This is a genomic window from Kitasatospora sp. NPDC017646 (genome assembly GCF_044329365.1).
GTDB lineage: Bacteria > Actinomycetota > Actinomycetes > Streptomycetales > Streptomycetaceae > Kitasatospora.
In genome coordinates this window covers 440,779-460,734 of sequence record NZ_JBIRJC010000002.1, presented here as the reverse complement: position 1 = coordinate 460,734, position 19,956 = coordinate 440,779, and the positions used below count along the sequence as shown (strand labels likewise).

17 protein-coding genes are annotated in these 19,956 nt (G+C 74.1%); 5 read left to right on the top strand and 12 right to left on the bottom strand.

All coding sequences use genetic code 11. The features are described 5' to 3' along the window. Positions 1–56 precede the first annotated feature (56 nt). Positions 57–1,406 carry a class II 3-deoxy-7-phosphoheptulonate synthase gene (locus ACH4J0_RS05155; RefSeq protein WP_396236318.1) on the bottom strand — a complete coding sequence of 450 codons (1,350 nt, stop codon included), beginning with the start codon at positions 1,404–1,406 and terminating at the stop codon, positions 57–59. Between the two features lie 300 nt (positions 1,407–1,706). Here ACH4J0_RS05155 and ACH4J0_RS05150 point away from each other — a divergent pair, with 300 nt between their 5' ends. Beyond that, complete coding sequence (locus ACH4J0_RS05150) at positions 1,707–3,641, top strand: anthranilate synthase family protein (RefSeq protein WP_396236316.1); 1,935 nt, start codon at positions 1,707–1,709, stop codon at positions 3,639–3,641. Between the two features lie 41 nt (positions 3,642–3,682). Here ACH4J0_RS05150 and ACH4J0_RS05145 read toward each other — a convergent pair whose 3' ends face one another. Genes ACH4J0_RS05145 through ACH4J0_RS05135 form a run of 3 tightly spaced genes read right to left on the bottom strand, consistent with a single transcriptional unit; the run spans position 3,683 to position 6,523 of the window. After that, positions 3,683–4,393 (bottom strand): response regulator, encoded by a 711-nt coding sequence (locus ACH4J0_RS05145; protein ID WP_396236314.1) that lies wholly within the window; start codon positions 4,391–4,393, stop codon positions 3,683–3,685. Next, the gene (gene macS, locus ACH4J0_RS05140; RefSeq protein ID WP_396236312.1) at positions 4,390–5,637 is read right to left on the bottom strand and encodes a MacS family sensor histidine kinase; all 1,248 of its coding nucleotides are present in this window, start codon (positions 5,635–5,637) and stop codon (positions 4,390–4,392) included. The genes ACH4J0_RS05145 and macS overlap by 4 nt, the downstream gene beginning before the upstream one ends. A 34-nt stretch (positions 5,638–5,671) precedes the next feature. Continuing rightward, a complete protein-coding gene (locus ACH4J0_RS05135; RefSeq protein ID WP_396236310.1) occupies positions 5,672–6,523 on the bottom strand; it encodes a lysophospholipid acyltransferase family protein in 852 nt (283 codons plus the stop codon). Positions 6,524–6,699: 176 nt separating this feature from the next. On the opposite strand from ACH4J0_RS05135, the gene ACH4J0_RS05130 reads away from it, so the two are divergent. Further along, positions 6,700–7,494 (top strand): alpha/beta hydrolase, encoded by a 795-nt coding sequence (locus tag ACH4J0_RS05130; protein ID WP_396236308.1) that lies wholly within the window; start codon positions 6,700–6,702, stop codon positions 7,492–7,494. 10 nt (positions 7,495–7,504) lie between these two features. After that, positions 7,505–8,338, top strand: coding sequence for a hypothetical protein (locus ACH4J0_RS05125; protein ID WP_396236306.1), 834 nt, complete (start codon positions 7,505–7,507; stop codon positions 8,336–8,338). A gap of 30 nt (positions 8,339–8,368) precedes the next feature. Here the strand turns inward: ACH4J0_RS05125 and ACH4J0_RS05120 are convergent, their stop codons facing one another. The 5 genes from ACH4J0_RS05120 to ACH4J0_RS05100 all read right to left on the bottom strand — a co-directional run bounded on the left by ACH4J0_RS05120 (position 8,369) and on the right by ACH4J0_RS05100 (position 12,547). Next, positions 8,369–9,115, bottom strand: coding sequence for an endonuclease/exonuclease/phosphatase family protein (locus ACH4J0_RS05120; protein WP_396236305.1), 747 nt, complete (start codon positions 9,113–9,115; stop codon positions 8,369–8,371). A 137-nt stretch (positions 9,116–9,252) separates the two neighbouring features. Next, positions 9,253–10,194 carry an ROK family glucokinase gene (locus tag ACH4J0_RS05115; protein ID WP_396236304.1) on the bottom strand — a complete coding sequence of 314 codons (942 nt, stop codon included), beginning with the start codon at positions 10,192–10,194 and terminating at the stop codon, positions 9,253–9,255. A gap of 192 nt (positions 10,195–10,386) precedes the next feature. Next, a complete protein-coding gene (locus ACH4J0_RS05110; RefSeq protein ID WP_396236303.1) occupies positions 10,387–10,803 on the bottom strand; it encodes a DUF5304 family protein in 417 nt (138 codons plus the stop codon). Between the two features lie 92 nt (positions 10,804–10,895). After that, positions 10,896–12,068, bottom strand: a complete 1,173-nt coding sequence (locus ACH4J0_RS05105; protein WP_396236302.1) for an ArsA family ATPase — start codon at positions 12,066–12,068, stop codon at positions 10,896–10,898. A gap of 44 nt (positions 12,069–12,112) precedes the next feature. Beyond that, entirely contained in the window at positions 12,113–12,547 is a 435-nt protein-coding gene (locus ACH4J0_RS05100; RefSeq protein ID WP_396236301.1) for an SRPBCC family protein, read from the bottom strand. Between the two features lie 324 nt (positions 12,548–12,871). On the opposite strand from ACH4J0_RS05100, the gene ACH4J0_RS05095 reads away from it, so the two are divergent. Next, entirely contained in the window at positions 12,872–14,665 is a 1,794-nt protein-coding gene (locus ACH4J0_RS05095; protein ID WP_396236300.1) for an AMP-dependent synthetase/ligase, read from the top strand. Positions 14,666–14,738: 73 nt separating this feature from the next. Here ACH4J0_RS05095 and ACH4J0_RS05090 read toward each other — a convergent pair whose 3' ends face one another. Next, positions 14,739–15,875 carry a glycosyltransferase family 4 protein gene (locus tag ACH4J0_RS05090; RefSeq protein WP_396236299.1) on the bottom strand — a complete coding sequence of 379 codons (1,137 nt, stop codon included), beginning with the start codon at positions 15,873–15,875 and terminating at the stop codon, positions 14,739–14,741. 232 nt (positions 15,876–16,107) lie between these two features. Between ACH4J0_RS05090 and ACH4J0_RS05085 the strand changes: the two genes are divergently transcribed. Beyond that, positions 16,108–17,463 (top strand): glycosyltransferase 87 family protein, encoded by a 1,356-nt coding sequence (locus ACH4J0_RS05085; protein ID WP_396236298.1) that lies wholly within the window; start codon positions 16,108–16,110, stop codon positions 17,461–17,463. A 12-nt stretch (positions 17,464–17,475) separates the two neighbouring features. Here the strand turns inward: ACH4J0_RS05085 and ACH4J0_RS05080 are convergent, their stop codons facing one another. Beyond that, positions 17,476–18,660: a hypothetical protein gene (locus ACH4J0_RS05080; RefSeq protein ID WP_396236297.1), complete on the bottom strand. Its 1,185-nt coding sequence runs from the start codon at positions 18,658–18,660 to the stop codon at positions 17,476–17,478. Between the two features lie 35 nt (positions 18,661–18,695). After that, positions 18,696–19,742, bottom strand: a complete 1,047-nt coding sequence (locus tag ACH4J0_RS05075; RefSeq protein WP_396236296.1) for an NlpC/P60 family protein — start codon at positions 19,740–19,742, stop codon at positions 18,696–18,698. Between the last annotated feature and the right edge of the window lie 214 nt (positions 19,743–19,956).

The following is a 19,956-nucleotide window of genomic DNA, read 5'->3' as shown; positions in this document are numbered from 1 at the left end:
GTCCCGAATCCGGAGGGGCCTTCGTCACAGTCACCCGCCACTACCGCCCGCAGGCGTCACTGGCCGCGGTACATCTCCGCCACCAGGAACGCCAGGTCCAGCGACTGGCTGCGGTTGAGCCGCGGGTCGCAGGCCGTCTCGTAGCGCTGGTGCAGGTCGTCGACCATCACCTCGTCGCCGCCGCCGACGCACTCGGTGACGTCGTCGCCGGTCAGCTCCACGTGGATGCCGCCCGGGTGGGTGCCGAGCGCGCGGTGCACCTCGAAGAAGCCCTTGACCTCGTCCAGCACGTCGTCGAAGCGGCGGGTCTTGTGACCGCTGGAGGCCTCGAAGGTGTTGCCGTGCATCGGGTCGCAGATCCACACCGGCTTGGCGCCGGAGGCGGTGACCTTCTCCACCAGGGTGGGCAGGTGGTCCCGGACCTTGCCCGCGCCCATCCGGGTGATGAAGGTCAGGCGGCCGGGCTCGCGCTCCGGGTCCAGCTTCTCGATCAGGGTGAGCGCCTCGTCCACCGAGGTGGTCGGGCCCAGCTTGACCCCGATCGGGTTGCGGATCTTGGAGGCGAACTCGATGTGCGCGTGGTCCAGCTGCCGGGTGCGCTCGCCGATCCACACCATGTGGCCGGAGACGTCGTACAGGTCGCCGGTGCGCGAGTCCACGCGGGTCAGCGCGGTCTCGTAGTCGAGGATCAGGGCCTCGTGCGAGGAGAAGAACTCGACGGTCTTGAACTCCTCCGGCGCCACGCCGCAGGCGTTCATGAACGCCAGGGCGTTGTCGATCTCCCGGGCGAGCTGCTCGTAGCGCTGGCCGGCCGGCGAGTTGCGCACGAAGTCCTGGTTCCAGGCGTGCACCTGGCGCAGGTCGGCGTAACCACCGGTGGTGAAGGCGCGCACCAGGTTCAGCGTCGCGGCGGACGCGTTGTACATCCGCTTCAGGCGCTCCGGGTCCGGGATGCGGGACTCGGGGGTGAACTCGAAGCCGTTCACCGAGTCACCGCGGTAGACCGGCAGGGTCACGCCGTCCCGGGTCTCGGTCGACTTCGAGCGCGGCTTGGAGTACTGGCCGGCGATCCGGCCGACCTTCACGACCGGCACCGAGGCGGCGTACGTCAGCACGGCCGCCATCTGCAGCAGGGTCTTCAGCTTGTTGCGGATGTGCTCCGCCGAGACGCCGTCGAAGGCCTCGGCGCAGTCGCCGCCCTGGAGGAGGAACGCCTCCCCGCGCGCCACGGCTCCGAGCCGGGCGCGCAGCTGGTCGCACTCGCCGGCGAAGACGAGCGGCGGATAGGAGGCGAGCTCGGCAAGGGTCTTGCGCAGAGCCTCGTGGTCCGGCCATTCAGGCTGCTGCGCCGCGGGCAGGGACTGCCAGGAGTGGCCAGTCCTCGTTGTCTCAGTCGTCACGGTCACACGGCAAGGCTACGGGGTCACACGAGCGATCCGTGACCATTGCCCGATGGATGAGACACCTCTCGGACATTGCCCGTGATCGGCCTCACCCGCCCGGCCGGATCGGCTAGGCTCGCCCCATGCACGCGCCCCACACCCACTCCTGGTGGTGGGCCTCCCCCCTGGGTGGCCCACAGATCGCGCGTTCCTAGACGAACACGACGGCCGCCCCTCGGGGCGGCCGTCGTGCGTCCGAGCAGACGGCCCTCCGGGAGCGGAACAGCACCGCCTCGCCATCCATCCCGGAAGGAAGCCGTACTCGTGACCACCCCTGCCGAGTTGCTCGCCCGCCTGACCTCCCCCGGTGCGCCCGCCTTCGCCCTGCTGCACCGCCGCACCCCCCGGCACGCCCCGGACACCGTCGAGGTGCTGCTGGGCACCGTCGACAGCTACGAGCACCTCGCCGACCTGCCGGTCCGGGCCGGCGTCCCGGCCGCCGGCCCGGTCCACGACCTGCTCGCGCTGGTCCCGTACCGGCAGATCCGCGAGCGCGGCTTCGCGGCGCACGACGACGGCACCCCGTTGCAGGCCCTCGCGGTGACCGAGCAGTACGCCCTGCCGCTGCCCGAGTTCACCGCCGCCCTGCCGCAACTGCCGGTGACGCTGTCCGGCGGCGCGTTCGACGTGGACGACGAGGCGTACGCCGCGATCGTCCGCCGGGTGATCGCGGACGAGATCGGCAACGGCGAGGGCGCCAACTTCGTGATCCGGCGCGACTTCCACGCCACCCTGGAGGCCTTCGGCCCCGAACTCGCGCTCACCCTGTTCCGCCGGCTGCTGGACCAGGAGCGCGGTGCGTACTGGACCTTCCTGGTGCACACCGGCGAGCGGGTCCTGGTCGGTGCCTCCCCCGAGGTGCACGTCCGGCAGAGCGGCGGCACCGTCGTGATGAACCCGATCTCCGGCACCTACCGCTACCCGGCCGGCGGCTCCGACTTCGACTCGCTGCTCCGCTTCCTCCACGACCCCAAGGAGCTGGAGGAGCTGACCATGGTGGTCGACGAGGAGCTGAAGATGATGTGCACCGTCGGCGACCTCGGCGGCCAGGTGCTCGGACCCCGGCTCAAGGAGATGTCCCACCTCGCCCACACCGAGTACGAGCTGCGCGGGCGCACCTCCCTGGACGTCCGCGAGGTGCTGCGGGAGACGATGTTCGCCGCCACCGTCACCGGCAGCCCGGTGCAGAACGCCACCCGGGTGATCCGGCGCTACGAGCCCGGCGGGCGCGGCTACTACTCCGGCGCGCTGGCCCTGATCGGGCGTTCCGCGAGCGGCGGCCAGCTGCTGGACTCGCCGATCTGCATCCGCACCGCCGACATCGACCCGGCCACCGGGCGGCTGGTCGTCCGGGTCGGCGCCACTCTGGTGCGCCGCTCCGTCCCCGAGTCGGAGGTCGCCGAGACCCACGCCAAGGCCGCCGGGGTCCTCACCGCGATCGGCGCCCGGCCCGCGCCCGCCCGGCCGCCCCACCCCGGCGGGCGGCGGCTCGCCGACGACCACCGGGTGCAGGCCGCGCTGGACGCCCGCCGGGCCGACCTCGCGCCGTTCTGGCTGCGGATGCAGACGCCGGCCCGGGTCACCGAGGCCGAACCGACCCTCGTCGTGGACGGCGAGGACACCTTCACCTCGATGCTCGACCACCTGCTGACCTCGCTCGGACACCGGGTCACCGTGGTCCGCTTCGACCGGCCGGGCCTGCGCGAGCTGGTCGCGGCGCACCGCGGCCCGCTGGTGCTCGGCCCCGGCCCGGGCGACCCGGCGCTCGCCGACGACCCCAAGATGGCGGTGCTGCGACCGGTCGTCGCGGACGCCCTGGCCGCCGTCCGCTCCGGCGCCCGCACGGCCCCGCTGCTCGCGGTCTGCCTCAGCCACCAGCTGCTCTCCGCCGAACTCGGGCTCGCGCTGGGCCGCAAGGCCGTCCCGTACCAGGGCGCGCAGGAGCGCATCGACCTGTTCGGCACCAAGCGGACGGTCGGCTTCTACAACACCTTCACGGCCCGCTGCTCGGACGCCGACGCGGCCCGGCTCGCCGCCGCGGGCGTCGAGGTCTCCCGGGACACCGCGACCGGCGACGTCCACGCGCTGCGCGGCCCCGGCTTCGCGGGCCTGCAGTTCCACCCGGAGTCGGTGCTCACCCGGGACGGCGTGGACATCGTCGCGGCCCTGCTGCGGGAGGCGACCGCCGTACGGGGCTGAGGAGTTCGGGTGGGGCCGGGCGCCGAGCGCCCGGGCCCCGCTCACAGTTCCTCGTCCAGCCCCCGCTCGATCGCGTACCGGACCAGCTCCACCCGGTTGTGCAACTGCAGCTTGCCCAGCGTGTTCTGCACGTGGTTCTGCACCGTCCGGTGCGACAGCACCAGCCGGTCGGCGATCTGCCGGTACGACAGGCCCTTGGCCACCAGCCTCAGCACCTCGGTCTCCCGGGCGGTCAGCTGCGGGGCGGCCGGCGCCGAGGCCGGGGCCGGCTCGGCGGCCAGCCGGCGGAACTCCCCGAGCACCAGCCCGGCCAGGCCCGGGGTGAACACCGCGTCGCCGACGGCCGTACGGCGCACCGCGTCCAGCAGTTCCTCCCGCCCGGCCGACTTCACCAGGTACCCGGTCGCGCCGGACTTCACCGCCTCCAGCACGTCCTGGTGCTCGCCGCTGGCCGACAGCACCAGCACCCGCACCGCCGGGTCGTGGGCGACCACCTGGCGGCAGACCTCGGCGCCGGGCAGGCCGGGCAGGTTGAGGTCCAACACCACGACCTGCGGCGAGCAGGCCCGGGCGCGGCGCACCGCCTCCTCGCCGTCGCCCGCCGTGGCCACCACCTCCAGCCCCGCCTCGGCGAGGTCGCGGGAGACGGCGTCCCGCCACATCGGGTGGTCGTCCACCACCATCACCCGCACCGGCCGGTCGGTCGTCGGCTGGTCGGTGGCCGGCTGGTCGGTCATCGGCTGATCGGTCATCGGGAGGCCTTCCTCGGGACGCGCAGTTCGACCTCGACGCCCTCCCCGGGCGCCGAGTACAGCTCGGCCGTGCCGCCGAGATCCAGCACCCGGCCGCGGATCGACTGGGAGACTCCCAGCCGCCCGGCCCGCTCCGCCTCGCCGAGCCGCCCCGGCGCGAAGCCCGGGCCGTCGTCGCGGATGCTCACCGTGACGGCCTCCGGCTCGTCCTCGACCAGGATCCAGGCCCGGGCCCCCTCCCCCGCGTGCCGGCGGACGTTGTCGACGGCCGCACCGACCGCCGCGGCCAGCTCGCCCGCCGCCGGGCCAGGCAGCAGCACAGGGGTCCCCGGGGCGGAGAGCGTGATCCGCTCGTCGGCGTACGGGCGCAGCAGCGCGGTGAGGTCGCGCGGGCCGACGGGGTCGGGCACCTCGGCCGCCCCGGCCTCCGGCAGCCGCTGCGCCGGGAGCGGACCACCCGTCATCAGAGCCCGCAGGGCGCGCTCCTGTTCACCGGCGAGGCGGCCCAGCTCTGCGAAGCCCGTACCGTCGGCGCCACCGCCGGTGCCGTCGGCGGTGGCACCGCCCAGCTCGGCGCCGCGGCGCTGGACCAGGGCGAGCACCTGGAGCACGCCGTCGTGGATGTCCCGGGAGAGCCGCTCGCGCTCCCGGGTGGCCGCCTCCACCTGGAGCGCCCGGGTGAGGGTGGCCTCGCTGGCGCGGGCCAGCTCGATCACGTACCCGATCGCGCAGCCGGCCACCAGCAGCAGCACGATGTTGTGGACGTTGTCGCCGGTGGGCCCGCCGTGGCCGACGATGTTGGCCACCCCGATCACCGCGCCGGACGCCGCCGCCGGGCGCCAGCCGCCCCTGGCGGCGAAGCCGAGCACCGTACCGGCGGCCCAGATGGTCGGCAGGGTGGGCGCGCCGTGGCTGATCCGGGCCGGCGCGTCGGTCAGCCCGCTCAGCACGATGCCGGTCACGGCCAGCGCGAGGTCGAAGCCGAGGACGTACCAGGTGCAGCGCTGCGGGTTGGTGAAGGCCCGGGTGCTGGCGAGCGTCCAGAGGATCAGCGCGCCGAAGTAGATCCAGCCGGCGACCGGGTGCAGGAAGTGCAGGTAGGAGTTGAAGTACCGCAGCAGCGCGTAACAGAGGGCCAGCACCCGGAAGTAGGAGATGGCCTTCCACAGCGGGAGTTCGACGGACATGCCGCCGGCCGCCAGCGTTCCGCCGACCGCACCGCCCGCCCTCACGCCCTCCGCCATGCCCCGGCCCCTCCCCTGGACCCGTCCGGGTCGGTCAGGCCGACCCGGTGCCCTTCTGCTCCTGCTGGTCCTGCTGCCCGGCCCGGCCCGCCTTCTCGGCGTCGGCGGCCTTCTCGGCGTCGGCGGCCTTCTCCGCTTCGGCGGCCTCGGCCTTCTCCGCCTTGGCGGCGGCCCGGCGCTCGGCGTCGGCCTTCTTCTTCTCGTCGGAGATCTGCCGCTTGGCCGCGGTCGCGTAGATGTCCACGTACTCCTGGCCGGAGAGCCGCATGATCTCGTACATCACCTCGTCCGTCACCGAACGGAGGATGAAGCGGTCGTTCTCCATGCCGTGGTAGCGGGAGAAGTCCAGCGGGCGGCCGATCCGGATGCCCGGACGGATGCCGAAGTTCGGGATCACCTGGCCGGGCGGCTGCACCTTCTCGGTGTCGATCATGGCGACCGGGATCACCGGGGCGCCGGTGGCCAGCGCGACGCGGGCCAGGCCGCCGACCTTGCCGCGGTACAGCTTGCCGTCGGGCGAGCGGGTGCCCTCCGGGTAGACGCCGAACAGCTCGCCGCGGTCCAGCACCGCGATGGCGCTGCGGATCGCGGCCTCGCCGGCGCCGCGCACGCCCGAGCGGTCCACCGGCAGCTGGCCGACGCCCTTGAAGAAGGCGGCGGTCAGCCGGCCCTTGAGGCCAGGGGTGTTGAAGTACTCGGCCTTCGCGATGAAGGTCACCCGGCGCTTGATCAGCGCGGGGAAGAAGAACGAGTCCGAGAAGGACAGGTGGTTGCTCGCGATGATCGCCGCACCCTCGGTGGGGATGTTCTCCTCACCCTCGATCCACGGCCGGAAGAAGATCCGAAGCAGTGGCGCGACGATCATCTTCATCAGTCGGTAGAACAACCCGGGCCTCCTGTTATGCGGACCGGTCGATCCTAATGCCCCGCGGCCGTCGGCTGTGCCCGGGCCCGCCGTAGGGGGGTGTACGTCCCGGCTCGGGGCGTGGGACGATGCGGATTCCTGCAGCTCCCCTCCCAGCGTCCCTCCCCCAGCGCCACCCGCCCGCGAAGGAGTCCGCCATGCCGCTGCTGCCCGGTGCCGAACCGTACCGCCACCGCGGCGGACCGATCGGCGTGCTGCTCTGCCACGGCTTCACCGGGTCGCCGCAGTCGCTGCGGCCGTGGGCCGAGGAACTGGCGGCGGCCGGGTTCACCGTCTCGCTGCCGTTGCTGCCGGGGCACGGCACCCGTTGGCAGGACATGCAGGTCACCCGCTGGGAGGACTGGTACGCGGAGGTCGAGCGCGAGCTGCTGACCCTCGCCGAGGAGTGCGAGCGGGTCTTCGTCTGCGCGCTGTCGATGGGCGGCGCGCTGGCGCTGCGGCTGGCCGCGCTGCACGGCCCGACGGTGTCCGGGCTGGTGCTGGTCAACCCGTCGGTGCGCTCGGACAACCCCGCGGGTGTGCTGCTCCCGGTGCTCCGCCACCTCGTCCCGAGCATCGCGGGGATCGCGAACGACATCCACAAGCCGGGCGCCCGGGAGCTCGGTTACGACCGGACGCCGCTGCACGCCGCCTGGTCGCTCGGCCGGCTGTGGCTGGACGTCCAGCGGCGGCTGCCCGAGGTGACCCAGCCCGTGCTGCTCTTCCACAGCCCGCAGGACCACGTCGTCTCGCCGGCCAACTCGGAACTGGTGCTGGCCCGGATATCCTCGACCGACGTGACGGAGCGGCTGTGCCAGCGCAGCTTCCACGTCGCGACGCTGGACCACGACGCGGCGGAAATATTCGCGGCGAGCCAGGACTTCATCCGACGGCTGGCTCCCGCGCACGCGGCGGGGGCGGACAGGGCCGAATCCGACGATCACCATGGCTGAAGGGCCGGAAGTGCACGAGAGCAGCACGGCGGGCAGCGGGGACGAGAAGCCCCGCGAGGACGGCGCGCGGACGGACGGAGCGCCGACGGACGCCACCGCCCAGGGGGACGCCGCCGTCGAGGGGAACCCGACCGTCCCGGGGAACGCCACCGTCCACGGGGACGGCACCGTCCAGGGGACCGGCGTCCAGGGCGGCACAGCGGCGAGCGGCCCGGGCGCCGACGGCGTCCCGCCGACCGCGTCCTCCGGGGACGCCCCCGGAGCGGACGCCCCCGCGCCCGCAGGGCCCCGCCCGCGCCGCAGCGCCCCCGAGCGCAGCCAGGCCGAGCAGGACGCGATCTTCGCCGCCCTGGTCGCCCAGTTCGACGACCCGGTCGACCTCACCAACCCCAACTGGCCGGAGGTCGAGAACCTCCGGGCGCAGAACGAGCTCAAGGGCGGCTTCAAGGACGGCCACGGCCCGAAGACCGGCCAGGGCGGCCCGGACGACCTCTCCGACCTCGCCCCGCAGCCCCGCTCGCGCTCCGGCCGCCCCGTGCTCCCGGCCGCCGGCTCGGGCCCGCGCGACTTCGAGCTGGTCGAGGAGACCGACGAGGGCCACTACGTCCCGCCGGAGCCCCCGCCGCTGCCGCCCGCCGACGTGACCGCCAAGTTCGCCTGGCTGGCGGTGCTCGGCGGCCCGGCCCTGCTGCTGATCGACGCGGTGGTCTGGCGGGAGATCTCCGGCTGGCCCGCCTGGGTCGGGGTCACCGCCTTCCTCGGCGGCTTCGTCACCCTGGTCGCCCGGATGAAGGACCGCGACGAGGACGAGCCGGAGGACCCGGACCACGGCGCGGTGGTCTGACGGTCCGGCCAGGGGCTGTGGCCCACGCGTCTAGCCCTCCGGCAGTTCGATGACCGCCAGCACCGGCAGGTGGTCGGTCGCGGCCCTCAGGTCGGCCCCGGTGACACCGGGCAGCCCGTGCGGCACCCCGCAGCCGAGGACGGTGATCCCGGGTGTGGCGAAGACGGCGTCGATCCGCTGGTAGGGGTTCTCGGGGACGGACGTGAACTCGCCGCCCCAGGGCGCCGTCGGGTACCCGTCCCACATCCGGGAGGCCAGCAGCCGCCAGCCCGGCCCGTCCGGGTGCTCGTTGAAGTCCCCTGCCACCACGCCCTGTTCGGCGATCGCAAGCTGTTCGAGCAGCAGCTCGAACTGGCCGTACCGCTCCTCGGCGTCCAGGCTGAGGTGGCAGCTGGTGACGGTGAACGGCGCCGCGCCGGGCACCCGCAGCAGTGCGGTGGCGAAGCCGCGCGCGTGCAGGCCGCGGGTCTTGGGCAGCAGCCGGTCGTACACGCCGAGCACCTCCACCGCGCCGGGCCGGCCGAGCAGCAGCGGCCCGGCGGCGGTCCGGCCGCCCCCGGCCAGCACCACCGTCCCGGTGCTCCGGGCCAGCCGAGCGGCCTGCCCCTCCGGGCGCCAGTAGCGCGGCGACTCCTGGACGCAGACCAGGTCGGGCGCGCAGGCCCGGATCACCCGTGCCAGCGCCCGCCGGTCGTCGCGCAGCGAGCGGATGTTGTAGCTGAGCAGGCGCAGTCGGCGCGGGCCGCCCGGCGGCGGAGCGATGGGCGCGGCGGTCATGTCACGGTCCTCCCCTGTGCGGTGTCACCGGGAAGGACCGTAGGCCAGACACGCCCGACGACGACGGCGGCGCGTCCGGGATCGGTCGGGGCCCGGTCGCACCGCCGCCGGCGGGTCCGACGAAGGAGGTGTCGGGGTCAGGTGCGGGCGAGGTCCGCCGCGCCGACGATGCCGGCCGCGGAGCCCATCGAGGCGAGCACGACCTCGGCGCGCGGGCGGTGCACCCCGCCGGTCAGGTAGTGCTCGAAGGCCTTGGCGACCGGGTCGAGCAGCAGTCGGCCGGAGTCGGAGACGCCGCCGCCGAGGACGAACACGCCCGGGTCGAACAGCGCGGCGAGGTCGGCCATGCCGCGGCCCAGCCAGTCGGACAGCTCGGCGTAGCACTCCAGGGCGAGCGGGTCGCCCTCCTCGGCCGCCTCGGTGATGTGGATGCCGCGGATGGTCTCGGCGACGCCGTCGTTGAGCTCCAGCATCCGCCGGCCGCGCACCGGGTCGGCCGCGGTCCGCTCCCGGCCGTAACGGCGCAGCGCGCGTCCGGAGCCGTACTGCTCCCAGCAGCCCTTGCCGCCGCAGCCGCACTGCAGGCCGTCCGGGACCATGTTGAGGTGGCCGATCTCGCCGGCCACGCCGAAGCGGCCGCGGTGCAGCCGCCCGTCGAGGACGATGCCGCCGCCGATGCCGGTGCCGACGGTGATCAGCACCATGTCCTGGTGGTCGGCGGCCGCGCCGAAGCGGAACTCGGCCCAGGCGGCGCAGTTGGCGTCGTTCTCGACCACCGTCGACAGACCGGTGAGCTCCTCGATCCGCCCGCGCAGCGGCTCGTTCTCCCAGTCGATGTTGGGCGCGAAGATCACCGTGGAGCGGTTGCTGTCGACGAAGCCGGGGGCGCCGACGCCGACCGCGGTGACGTCGGGGTGCTGCTCCTTGAGCTCGCGCACGGCCTGCGCGATGGCGTCGACCGCCCACTGGGGGTCGGCCGGGGTGGGGACCCGGGTCCGCGCCAGGATCGCACCCGCATCGTCGACCACGCCTGCCGCGATCTTGGTCCCGCCGACATCGACGCCGATGGTCAGAGCCATGTGTCCCTCAGCTATTCACTCGTTCCCGCTGGACGGAACGGTACCGCCCAACCCAGCCCCCGTACACAGCCTCGCATACATTATCCGAAGACAATTCTGGGAAAACCGGGCCGCGAAGCTTCAAAAGTCTTATCTAATCTCCTCCTTCGTGACGCATGAGAGCAACACGGTCACGCTCCGAAGGTTACGGATTCACTGCTTGGCGGACACCCCGTCAGCCCCGCCCGAGCCCTCGTCCGAGCCCCCGGCCCGGCCGGGCTCGTCCAGGTCGATCTTCTCCACCGGCGCTCCCTCCCCGGCCGTCCAGCGCCGCTCGTGCCCGGTCACCGCGGCCCGGTACGCGGCCAGCAGCTCGGCGCCCGCGGCGGCCAGCCCGGTGCCGACCGCGGCGAGGTGGGAGTAGACCTCCGGCTGCTCGGTGCGCAGGCGGTCGGCCAGCCCGGAGAGGGCGATCAGGGTGGTGGCGCTGGTCTCCTGCGCCTTCTCGCCGACGGCGGTGGCGAACCGGCGCACCTCGTCCACCAGCGGGCCCAGCTCCGGCCCGAACGGGTGGGACTGCCCGCTCCCCTGCTCCGTGCCGGGCTCGGTACGGTCGTCGGTGCTGGTCATCGCGGGCGCCTCCTCAGCCGTGGCCGCACCCCGCGGCCCTTTGGCCCGACGCTACCCGACCGGCGGCACCGCTCGAAGAGGTCGAAAGCCCGTCAGCCCTGCGGCCAGAGCGAAGGGTCGGGCGCGAACCGCACCGACAGCACGCCCTCGTGCAGCCCCGCCCCGGCGACGGTGCAGCGGCGCAGCGCGGCGGGCAACGGGAGCACCCGGCGGTGGGCGCCGAGGCCGACCACCAGGTCGTCACCCCGGCGGACCAGGTCCAGCCCGGCGCGGTCGGCGCCGGGCAGGTCGAGGTGCCAGACCAGCAGGCCGTCCTCGGCGAGCCGGTCCTCGACCGGCCAGGGCTCCGGATCCAGCCGCTCGGGGCCGGGCCCGTCCCCGTACAGGCGGTCGGCGACGGCCTCCAGGGTGCCCTCGGCCGGGCCGGTGACCAGCACCGGGGCGTCGGTCTCGGCGGCGAGCCGGTCCAGCTCCTCCTGGCGGCGGCGGGCCAGCCCGGCCAGCCAGGGATCGGGCGAGGCGAGGGCGGCCGGCGGCAGCGCGCCGTGCACCACGACGGCGTCCGGCCGGTGCCCGTACAGCGCGAGCCCGGCCCGGATCCGGCGCAGTTCACCGTACGGGTGGCCGTCGGCCGGCACGACCAGGCGCACGCTGGTGCCCGGGTCGCTGATCGCGGCGCGGGACTCGGCGAGCACCGCGGCGGCCTTGGTGCGCCCCTCGTACAGCCACTCGGCGGGCATCGGGACGCCGGCCAGTCCGGCCAGCAAGGGGCGCAGCGCGCGGGCGGCCTGCCGTTGCTCGGGGACCAGCCGGTCGAGGTAGCGGGCCAGTTGCTCGGGCAGGGCGAGAGTGGCGATCAGCTCGGCGGGCGGCGGGGCGAGCACCACCAGGACGTCCTGGTCGGCGGCGGGCAGGGCGCGCAGCAGGGCGAGCCGGGCGATGCCGGGGAGGGCGGTCAGTTCCTCGGGGTCGAGCTGTTCGGCGCCGAGCAGGTCGAGGGCGGGCTTGAGTCGGCCGGTGAGCTCGCCAACGGCGTAGCGGAAGGCGGCCTGCTCGTCGATCCGGGACACCGTCAGACCGGGCGCGTGGCGCAGCGGTTCGGGTTCCAGCCGGGTGCCGAGGGCGGCGTCCAGGGTGCGGTGCGGGTCGTCGGCGGCCAGCAGCCAGGTCCGGTGGCCGCTCCGGGCGGCGTGCAGGGCGGTGGCGGCGGCCACGGTGGGCGCGCCCGCGTCACCGCTGACCAGGATGGTGCGCGTCGCCGTCATGTCGTCAGCCCCCGTTCCGCCGTGCCGGTCCCCGTCAGCCCCCGTCAGCCCTCGACGCGCTTCTTCAGGCCGTCCAGCGCGCGGTCGATGATGACCTTCTCGGCCTTGCGCTTGATCATGCCGAGCATCGGGATCTTGACGTCCACGGCGAGCTGGTAGGTCACCTCGGTGCGGCCGCCGGACAGCGGGGCGAGGGTGTAGGAGCCGTCCAGCGAGCGGAGCATCTGACTGCGGACGAGGGTCCAGCGGACCTCGCGGTCGCCGTCCCAGGCGTAGGAGAGGGTGTGCTCGTCGCGGATGGCGCCGGCGTCCAGCAGCAGCCGGACCTCGGCGGCGCGGCCGTCCTCGGCGGTCTCCAGGACCTCGATCTCCTTGACCTCGCCGGTCCAGGCCGGGTAGGCGGCGAAGTCGGCGATCACGGCCATGACCTCGGCCGGGGTCGCGTCGATGGTGATGCTCGACCTGGTGTGCTCCGCCATGGAATGGCCCTCCGTGTCGTCCCTCTGCCTGCGGGCCCGGTCGAGGCGCGCTCGACCCGGTCCGCCCGGAGCAGGCTATCGCGACCGGCGATCGACTCGGCCGCGCGGGCACCGGCGGGAGGCGGGGCGGGCCGGGCGACGGGGGCATGCTACCGGCCGGTCACCAGTGGGCTGCCGTAGGGTGCCAGTCGAACGACCCGGTCACGGCCTGGTCCGACCCGGCCGGGTGTGACACTTCGAACACCGGGGCCGACCCCCTGGTCGAAGCTGCCTACCGGGCAGTAACGTCCTGCCGTCCCGCAGCGTCGCGAACGAGGAGCAGTCTTGCTCGACTTCAGCCTTCCGGCCCTCTACCAGGTACCGAGCGGCGGTAACCTCTCCGACCCTGTGCACCGGAACGCCGAGGAGCACCCGGACGTCGCGGTGCTCAGCCGGAAGGTGGACGGCAGCTGGCAGGACCTGACCTCGGTCCAGTTCCTCGCCGAGGTGCACGCCGCCGCGAAGGGCCTGATCGCCTCGGGCATCGAGCCCGGCGACCGGGTGGGCATCATGTCCCGCACCCGGTACGAGTGGACGCTGCTGGACTTCGCGATCTGGACGGCCGGCGCGATCACCGTGCCGGTGTACGAGACGTCCTCCGCCGAGCAGGTCGAGTGGATCCTCGGGGACTCGGGCGCGGTCGCCGTCCTGACCGAGACCGACCAGCACGTCAAGGTGGTCGGGGAGGTCCGCGACCGGCTGCCGGCGCTGGAGCACACCTGGCAGATCGAGGGCGGCGCGCTCGCCGCGCTGGCCGAGGCCGGCCGGGACGTCCCGGACGCGACGGTGCACGAGCGCCGTTCGATCGCCGGCCCCGACGACATCGCCACCATCGTCTACACCTCGGGCACCACCGGCCGCCCGAAGGGCTGTCAGCTGACCCACGGCAACTTCCTCGCCGAGTGCGGCAACGTGGTCGAGCGCCTGGCCCCGCTGTTCCGCACCGGCGACAGCTCCGTCCTGCTCTTCCTGCCGCTGGCCCACGTGCTCGGCCGGATCGCCGAGATCGCCCCGGCGATGGCCCCGATCAAGCTGGGCCACGTCTCGGACATCAAGGACGTCACCGCCGAGCTGGCCGCCTTCCGGCCGAGCCTGATCCTGGGCGTGCCCAGAGTGTTCGAGAAGGTCTACAACACCGCCCGCGCCAAGGCCCAGGCCGACGGCAAGGGCAGGATCTTCGACAAGGCCGCCGAGACCGCGATCGCCTACAGCCGGGCGCTGGACGCCGGCGGCGCGGGCCTGGTCCTGCGGCTCAAGCACGCGCTGTTCGACAGGCTGGTCTACAGCAAGCTGCGCGCCGCCCTCGGCGGCCGGGCCACCCACGCGATCTCCGGCGGCGCTCCGCTCGGCGAGCGGCTCGGCCACTTCTACCGGGGCATCGGCTTCACCGTCCTGGAGGGCTACGGCCTGACCGAGACCTGCGCGGCCACCGCCTTCAACCCGTGGGACAAGCCGAAGATCGGTACGGTCGGCCAGCCGGTCCCCGGCGCCTCCGTCCGGATCGCCGAGGACGGCGAGGTCTACTTCAAGGGCCCGCACGTCTTCACCGGCTACTGGAACAACCCGCAGGCCACCGCCGACACCCTCAAGGACGGCTGGATGGCCACCGGTGACCTCGGCTCGCTGGACTCCGAGGGCTACCTGACCATCACCGGCCGCAAGAAGGAGATCATCGTCACCGCCGGCGGCAAGAACGTCGCCCCGGCCGTGATCGAGGACCGGATCCGCGCCCACGCCCTGGTCGGCGAGGTCATGGTGGTCGGCGACCGTAAGCCCTTCATCGCCTGCCTGATCACCATCGACCCGGACTTCTTCCCGAAGTGGAAGGAGCTCAACGGCAAGCCCGCCACCGCCACCGTCGCCGAGCTCGCCGACGACCCGGACCTGCTGGCCGCCCTCCAGAGCGCGGTGGACGACGGCAACGCGGCCGTCTCGCACGCCGAGGCGGTCAAGAAGTTCCGCCTGCTGGACACCGAGTTCTCCGAGGAGAGCGGCCACCTGACGCCCTCGCTCAAGCTCAAGCGCAACGTCGTGCTCAAGGACTACGCCGCCGAGGTCGAGGCGCTCTACCGGAAGTAGCCACAGGCACGGACGGGCCCCGCCTCCCTTCCCGGGGAGGCGGGGCCCGTCCACGTTCCCGAACGCGCCGGCCTCAGGCCGCCAGCAGCGAGGTCAGCCGCCCGGCCAGCAGGTCCCAGCGCCAGGAGCGCTCCACCCAGCGCCGCCCGGCCTCGCCCATCCGCCGCCGCAGCTCCTCGTCCCCCAGCAGCCGGACGATCCGCTCCGCGGCCGCCGCGGCCGAGCCGCCCGGCACCACGTACCCGGTCTCGCCCTCCAGCACCGCGTCGGGCGCCCCGCCGGAGTCCCCCGCGACCACCGGCAGGCCGGTCGCCGAGGCCTCCAGGTAGACGATCCCCAGGCCCTCCACGTCCAGCCCCCCGCGCCGGGTCCGGCAGGGCATCGCGAAGACGTCCCCGGCCCCGTAGTGGGCGGGCAGCTCCTCCCACGGCACCGAGCCGGTGAACCGCACCGAGGCCCGTACGCCCTTGGCCTCCGCCAGCTTCTCCAGGTCCGCCCGGTACGGTCCGCCGCCGACGATCAGCAGCACCGCGTCCGGCACGTCCGCCAGGATCTGCGGCATCGCCTCGATCAGGGTGTCCTGGCCCTTGCGCGGCACCAGCCGGGAGACGCAGACCACCACCGGCCGGTCCGCCAGCCCCAGCCGCCGGCGTACCTGCGCGCCCCCCGAGGCCGGGTGGAAGGTCGACTCGTCCACGCCCGGCGGCAGCTGCACCATCCGGGCCGCGGCCCGCGGCCCGACCGCGGCGGCGATCCGCGAGCGGGTGTACTCGCCGAGGTACGTCAGCACGTCGGTGCCCGCGCCGATCCGCCGCAGCAGCTGCCGGGAGCCCGGCAGCTGGGCCCAGGCGGCCTCGTGGCCGTGGGTCATGCCGAGCAGCCGCCCGGCCCCGGACCGGCGCAGCGCGGGCGCCATCAGGCCGAGCGGGGCGGCGGCGCCGAACCAGACCGAGTCGCACTTCTCCGCGCGCAGGATCTCGGCCGCCCGCCGGGTGACCCGGGGTGTGGGAACCATCACCTTCGTGCGGTCCCGGATCACCGGGAACGGCTGCTCGGCGTCGAAGCGCCGCACCTCGGTGCCGTCCCGCCAGGTCGAGGCGTACACCACGACGCTCCCGGCGGGCTGACGGACCGCCATGTTGTGCACGAAGGCCTGGATGCCTCCCGGGCGGGGCGGGAAGTCATTGGTGACGATCAAGGTTCTGTGCATCAGGCCACGGCTCGCTCGGTCGGGGGGTGCTCGGTGTACCGCTGGGTGATCCGTACGATAGGTCAACACCATGAGCCGCCGGGAACGGAACCGCACACGGCAACCGTTTGACCCCCGGGCCAGTCCTAGTACGTGGGTCCGGAGACCGGCCCCAGGGCCGCGGACGCGGCGGCCCGGGCGTCCGTCAGCACGACGCCTCCGGTGAGGACGTCGAGACGAACGAGGGAGCGCAGTGGAGTTGGCCCCGGCCACCGAGTCCGGTACTTCGCGCGGCCGCCTCGGCCGCCCGCTCGGGGCACTCGCCGCCCTCGGGGCGACCTGGGTGGCCACCCGCACCGTGCTGGTGCTGCTGATGACCGGCGTGCTGAAGTCGCCCGGCGGCGACGTCACGGCCGACGTCTGGATGATCTACCACGCCTGGTACGGCGTGCTGCAGACCGGCACCTTCCCGTTCGACGACGTGACCTGGCAGTACCCGCCCGGCGCCGCCCTGGTGATCCTGCTGCCGGGCCTGCTGCCCTGGTCGTACCTGACCTCGTTCTGGGTGATCTGCGGCATCGCCGACGCCGCCGCGGCCGCACTGCTGGTCCGCACCGGCCTGCGCCGGGGCCGGGCGCTGACCGGCGCCTGGATGTGGGTGGTCGGCGTGCCGCTGCTCGGCCCGATGATCTACAACCGCTTCGACCTCCTGGTCACCGCGCTCGCCCTGGCCGGCCTGCTCGCCCTGATCCGCCGCCCGGCGGTCGGCGGACTGCTGCTGGGCCTGGGCGGCATCGTCAAGGTCTGGCCGCTGCTCGGCCTGATCGGCACCCCGTCCGGCCGCCGCACCCGCCGCTCCTGGACGCTGGCCGCGGCCACCGCCGTCTCGGTGGGCTTCCTGCTCGCGGCCGGGATGAACGGCGCCTTCGGCTTCCTGGCCTTCCAGAAGGACCGCGGCATCGAGGTCGAGTCGGTCGGCGCCCTGCCGCTGCACCTGGCCCGGATCGCCGGGGGCTGGAACGGCAGGGTCACCATGAACTACGGCTCCCCCGAGATGCTCGGGCCGTGGGTCAGCGTGGTCAGCAAGGTGATGATGGCCGGCACCGTGCTGGGCTTCCTCTGGCTGCTGCTGTGGCGCTTCACCGCCCGCCGCCGCAACGCGGCCACCATGTACGACGCGGCGCTGTGCACGCTGCTGGTCTTCGTGGTGACCAGTCGGGTGATCAGCCCGCAGTACCTGGTCTGGCTGATCGGCGTGGCGGCGGTCTGCCTGACCGTGCGCGGCACCAGCCAGCGGCCGGTGGCGCTGCTGATCCTGCTCGCCTGCCCGCTCACCCTGCTCGAGTTCCCGACCATGTTCACCCAGGTCCTGAACAGCGAGCCGCTGGCGATCACCGTGCTGGGCCTGCGCAACCTGCTGCTGCTGACCGCCACCGTGCTCTCCGCCATCCGGCTCTGGCGCTCCACCCGGGCCGCCGCGCCCCTGCCGCCCACCGTGGTGCTGTCCGAACCCGCCGCACTGCCGCCCGCCCCCGCCTACCCGGTCCGTCCGGGCATCGCGTACGAGCAGGACCTGCTGGACGGCATCGACCACCCGGCCGGGCGCTGAGACGGGCCCCGGCTAGCTCTTCAACGCCTGCACCTCGGCCAGCCAGAGCCCGGTGAACTCGGCCAGGCCGACGCCCAGTTCCCCGCGCAGCAGCCGGTCGGTCCGGCGCTCCCGGTCCTCGCCCTGGCCGTCGGCCGCGCCGACCGCCCGGTAGAAGGCGACCAGCCGTTCGGTCCCGTACCGGCGGGCGATCAGGTCGCAGGCGAGCCAGGCCTGCTCGTAGGCCTGGGCGATGCCGGTGGCGCCGGCCGCGAAGTCCCCGTCGTCGGGCAGCGCGGTGGGCAGCCTCCCCGCGACGACGTCCCGGGTGAGCTCGGGGGCGATCTGCTGCGGGCGGCGGCCGGACTCGCGGTAGGCGGTCCAGTCGGCGACGCCCTCGGAGAGCCAGAGCGGGGTCCAGGCCCGGGTGTCGGCCCGGGTCGCGACATGGGTGGCCTCGTGGGTGACCACCACCTGCCGGCCGAAGTCGCTGAGCCGCCCGAACGCCTCGGGGTTGATCACCACCCGGTCCGCCGGGGTGTGCCAGGGCGCGCCGGGGGCGGCCACCGTGACCGCCGCCATGCCCGTCCAACCCGCCGGGTCGGCCTCCAGCAGCCGGGCGAACTGCGCTTCGGTGGCGGGCAGTTCGAACAGCAGCCGGCCGGCCCAGCCGTCGCCCCAGACCGCGCTGACGGCCGGCACCGCCTGGTCCCCCACCGCGACCAGACCGGCCGGGTCGGGCCCGCCGGCCAGGCCGAGCACCAGGCACCGGGCGCCCGGGGCGGTCCGGGCGGGGCCGAGGTCCCACGGCGCCGGGGGTCCGTCGGTGCCCTCCTCGTGATCGACCCGCCAGCCGCCCCCGTCCCGGACCAGCTCGATCCGGCGCGGGTACACCACGGGGTACTCGTCGTACCCGGCGATCCGCACCGCCAGCTCGACGGACGCGGTCAGCCGGTCCGGCCCGCCTGCCGCCGGGGCCCCCTGCTCGGGCGACAGCACCAGGTTGCGGTACGTCGCCCCGGCCCCGGTGAGCCCGGACCAGACGGGCAGCGAGCGCGCCCGCTCCGCCAGCAGCCCGGCCACCTCCGCGCGCCGGTCGGCCGCCCGCCCGTCCGGCGGCGCCGTCGGGGCGGCCGGGGGCAGGGACAGCTGGGCCAGCCCACCCGCCGCCAGCAGCAGCGCACCGCGCCGGGACAGCACGCGACCGGCCGCGTCCATCGGGTGTGTGTCCGCCGGGCCCGGAGTCGTCGCACTCAGAGCCGGACCACCCCCGAGACCGGCATCGAGTTGACGCTCTCGTACCGGACCTTGGCACCCGGGTACGGGGCGTGCACCATCACCCCGCCGCCGGCGTACATCCCGACGTGGTGCATGTCCCGGTAGAAGATCACCAGGTCTCCCGGCCGTGCTTCGGAGAGGCTGATCCGCTGCCCGGCGTACGCCTGGGCCTGCGAGGTCCGCGGCAGGGTCACTCCGGCCTGCCGCCAGCTGTAGTACATCAGACCGGAACAGTCGAAGGCACGGGGTCCGGTGGCTCCGTAGACGTACGGCGAGCCGATCATCCGCACCGCGGCGGCCAGCGCGGCCGCCCCGCGCTCGGAGGCCGGCGGGGCGGTGCCGAGGTCCAGCCGGTCGGTGCCGCGCGTGGCGCGCTGCTCGGCCTCCCGGGCGTCCTGGGCGGCCATCCTGGCCCGCTCGGCGGCGCCCAGGCCGTTGAGCAGCTTCTGCGCCGCGGCCAGCCGCTGCTGGATCTGCTGCTTGTTCTCGGCCAGCGACCGGCGGGCCTGGTCCAGTTCGGCGAGTTTGGCCGCGGTCTCGGCGCGACGCTGGTCGAGCCGGCGCTGACGGGTGACCAGCTCGTGCAGCGTCTCCTGCTGCCGCTCGGCGGCCTGGCCGAGGGTGCGGGCGCGGTCGAGGTAGGCCCCGGGATCGGTGGCGAGCATCAGCTGGACGGTCTGGGTCATCCCGCCGCCGCGGTACTGGGCCCCGGCCACCGTGGCCAGGTCCCCGCGCAGCTGGTTGAACTGTTCCTGGGCGGCGGCGACCTCGCCCTGGAGGTTCGCGGTCTCGGCCAGGAGCCGCTTCTGCGCCTCCTGCGCGGCGTTGTACTTCTCCGACGCCTGCTCGGCCTCGTCGTACAGCTGCTCGACCTGCGCCTTGACGTCCTTGCGTTCGGACGCGTCCGGCGCCCGGGGAGCGGCCTGGGCGCTTCCGGCGGTCGCCACGCCCAGGGCCGTGGTGGCGGCCGCGGTCAGTACCAGCGCACGGGCGAGCAGTTGGGAAGGGCGGTGCACGGGCATGGCGGCAGCGGCTCCAGTCCTGCGGCACGGCCCCGCGGCCGCGCCCCGGTGGGCGGCCGTCGAGCGGGAGTCCGGTGGCAGACGTTAGCGAGTCCGGGCAAGTGAGTCCAAACCCCTCCGGACCCGAATATTTGAGCCCTATTCGGACATCGGAGCGAGTCCCCGGAAAAGCCGCAGGCCCGGCCCTCCGTGACGGAGGGCCGGGCCCGTGAAC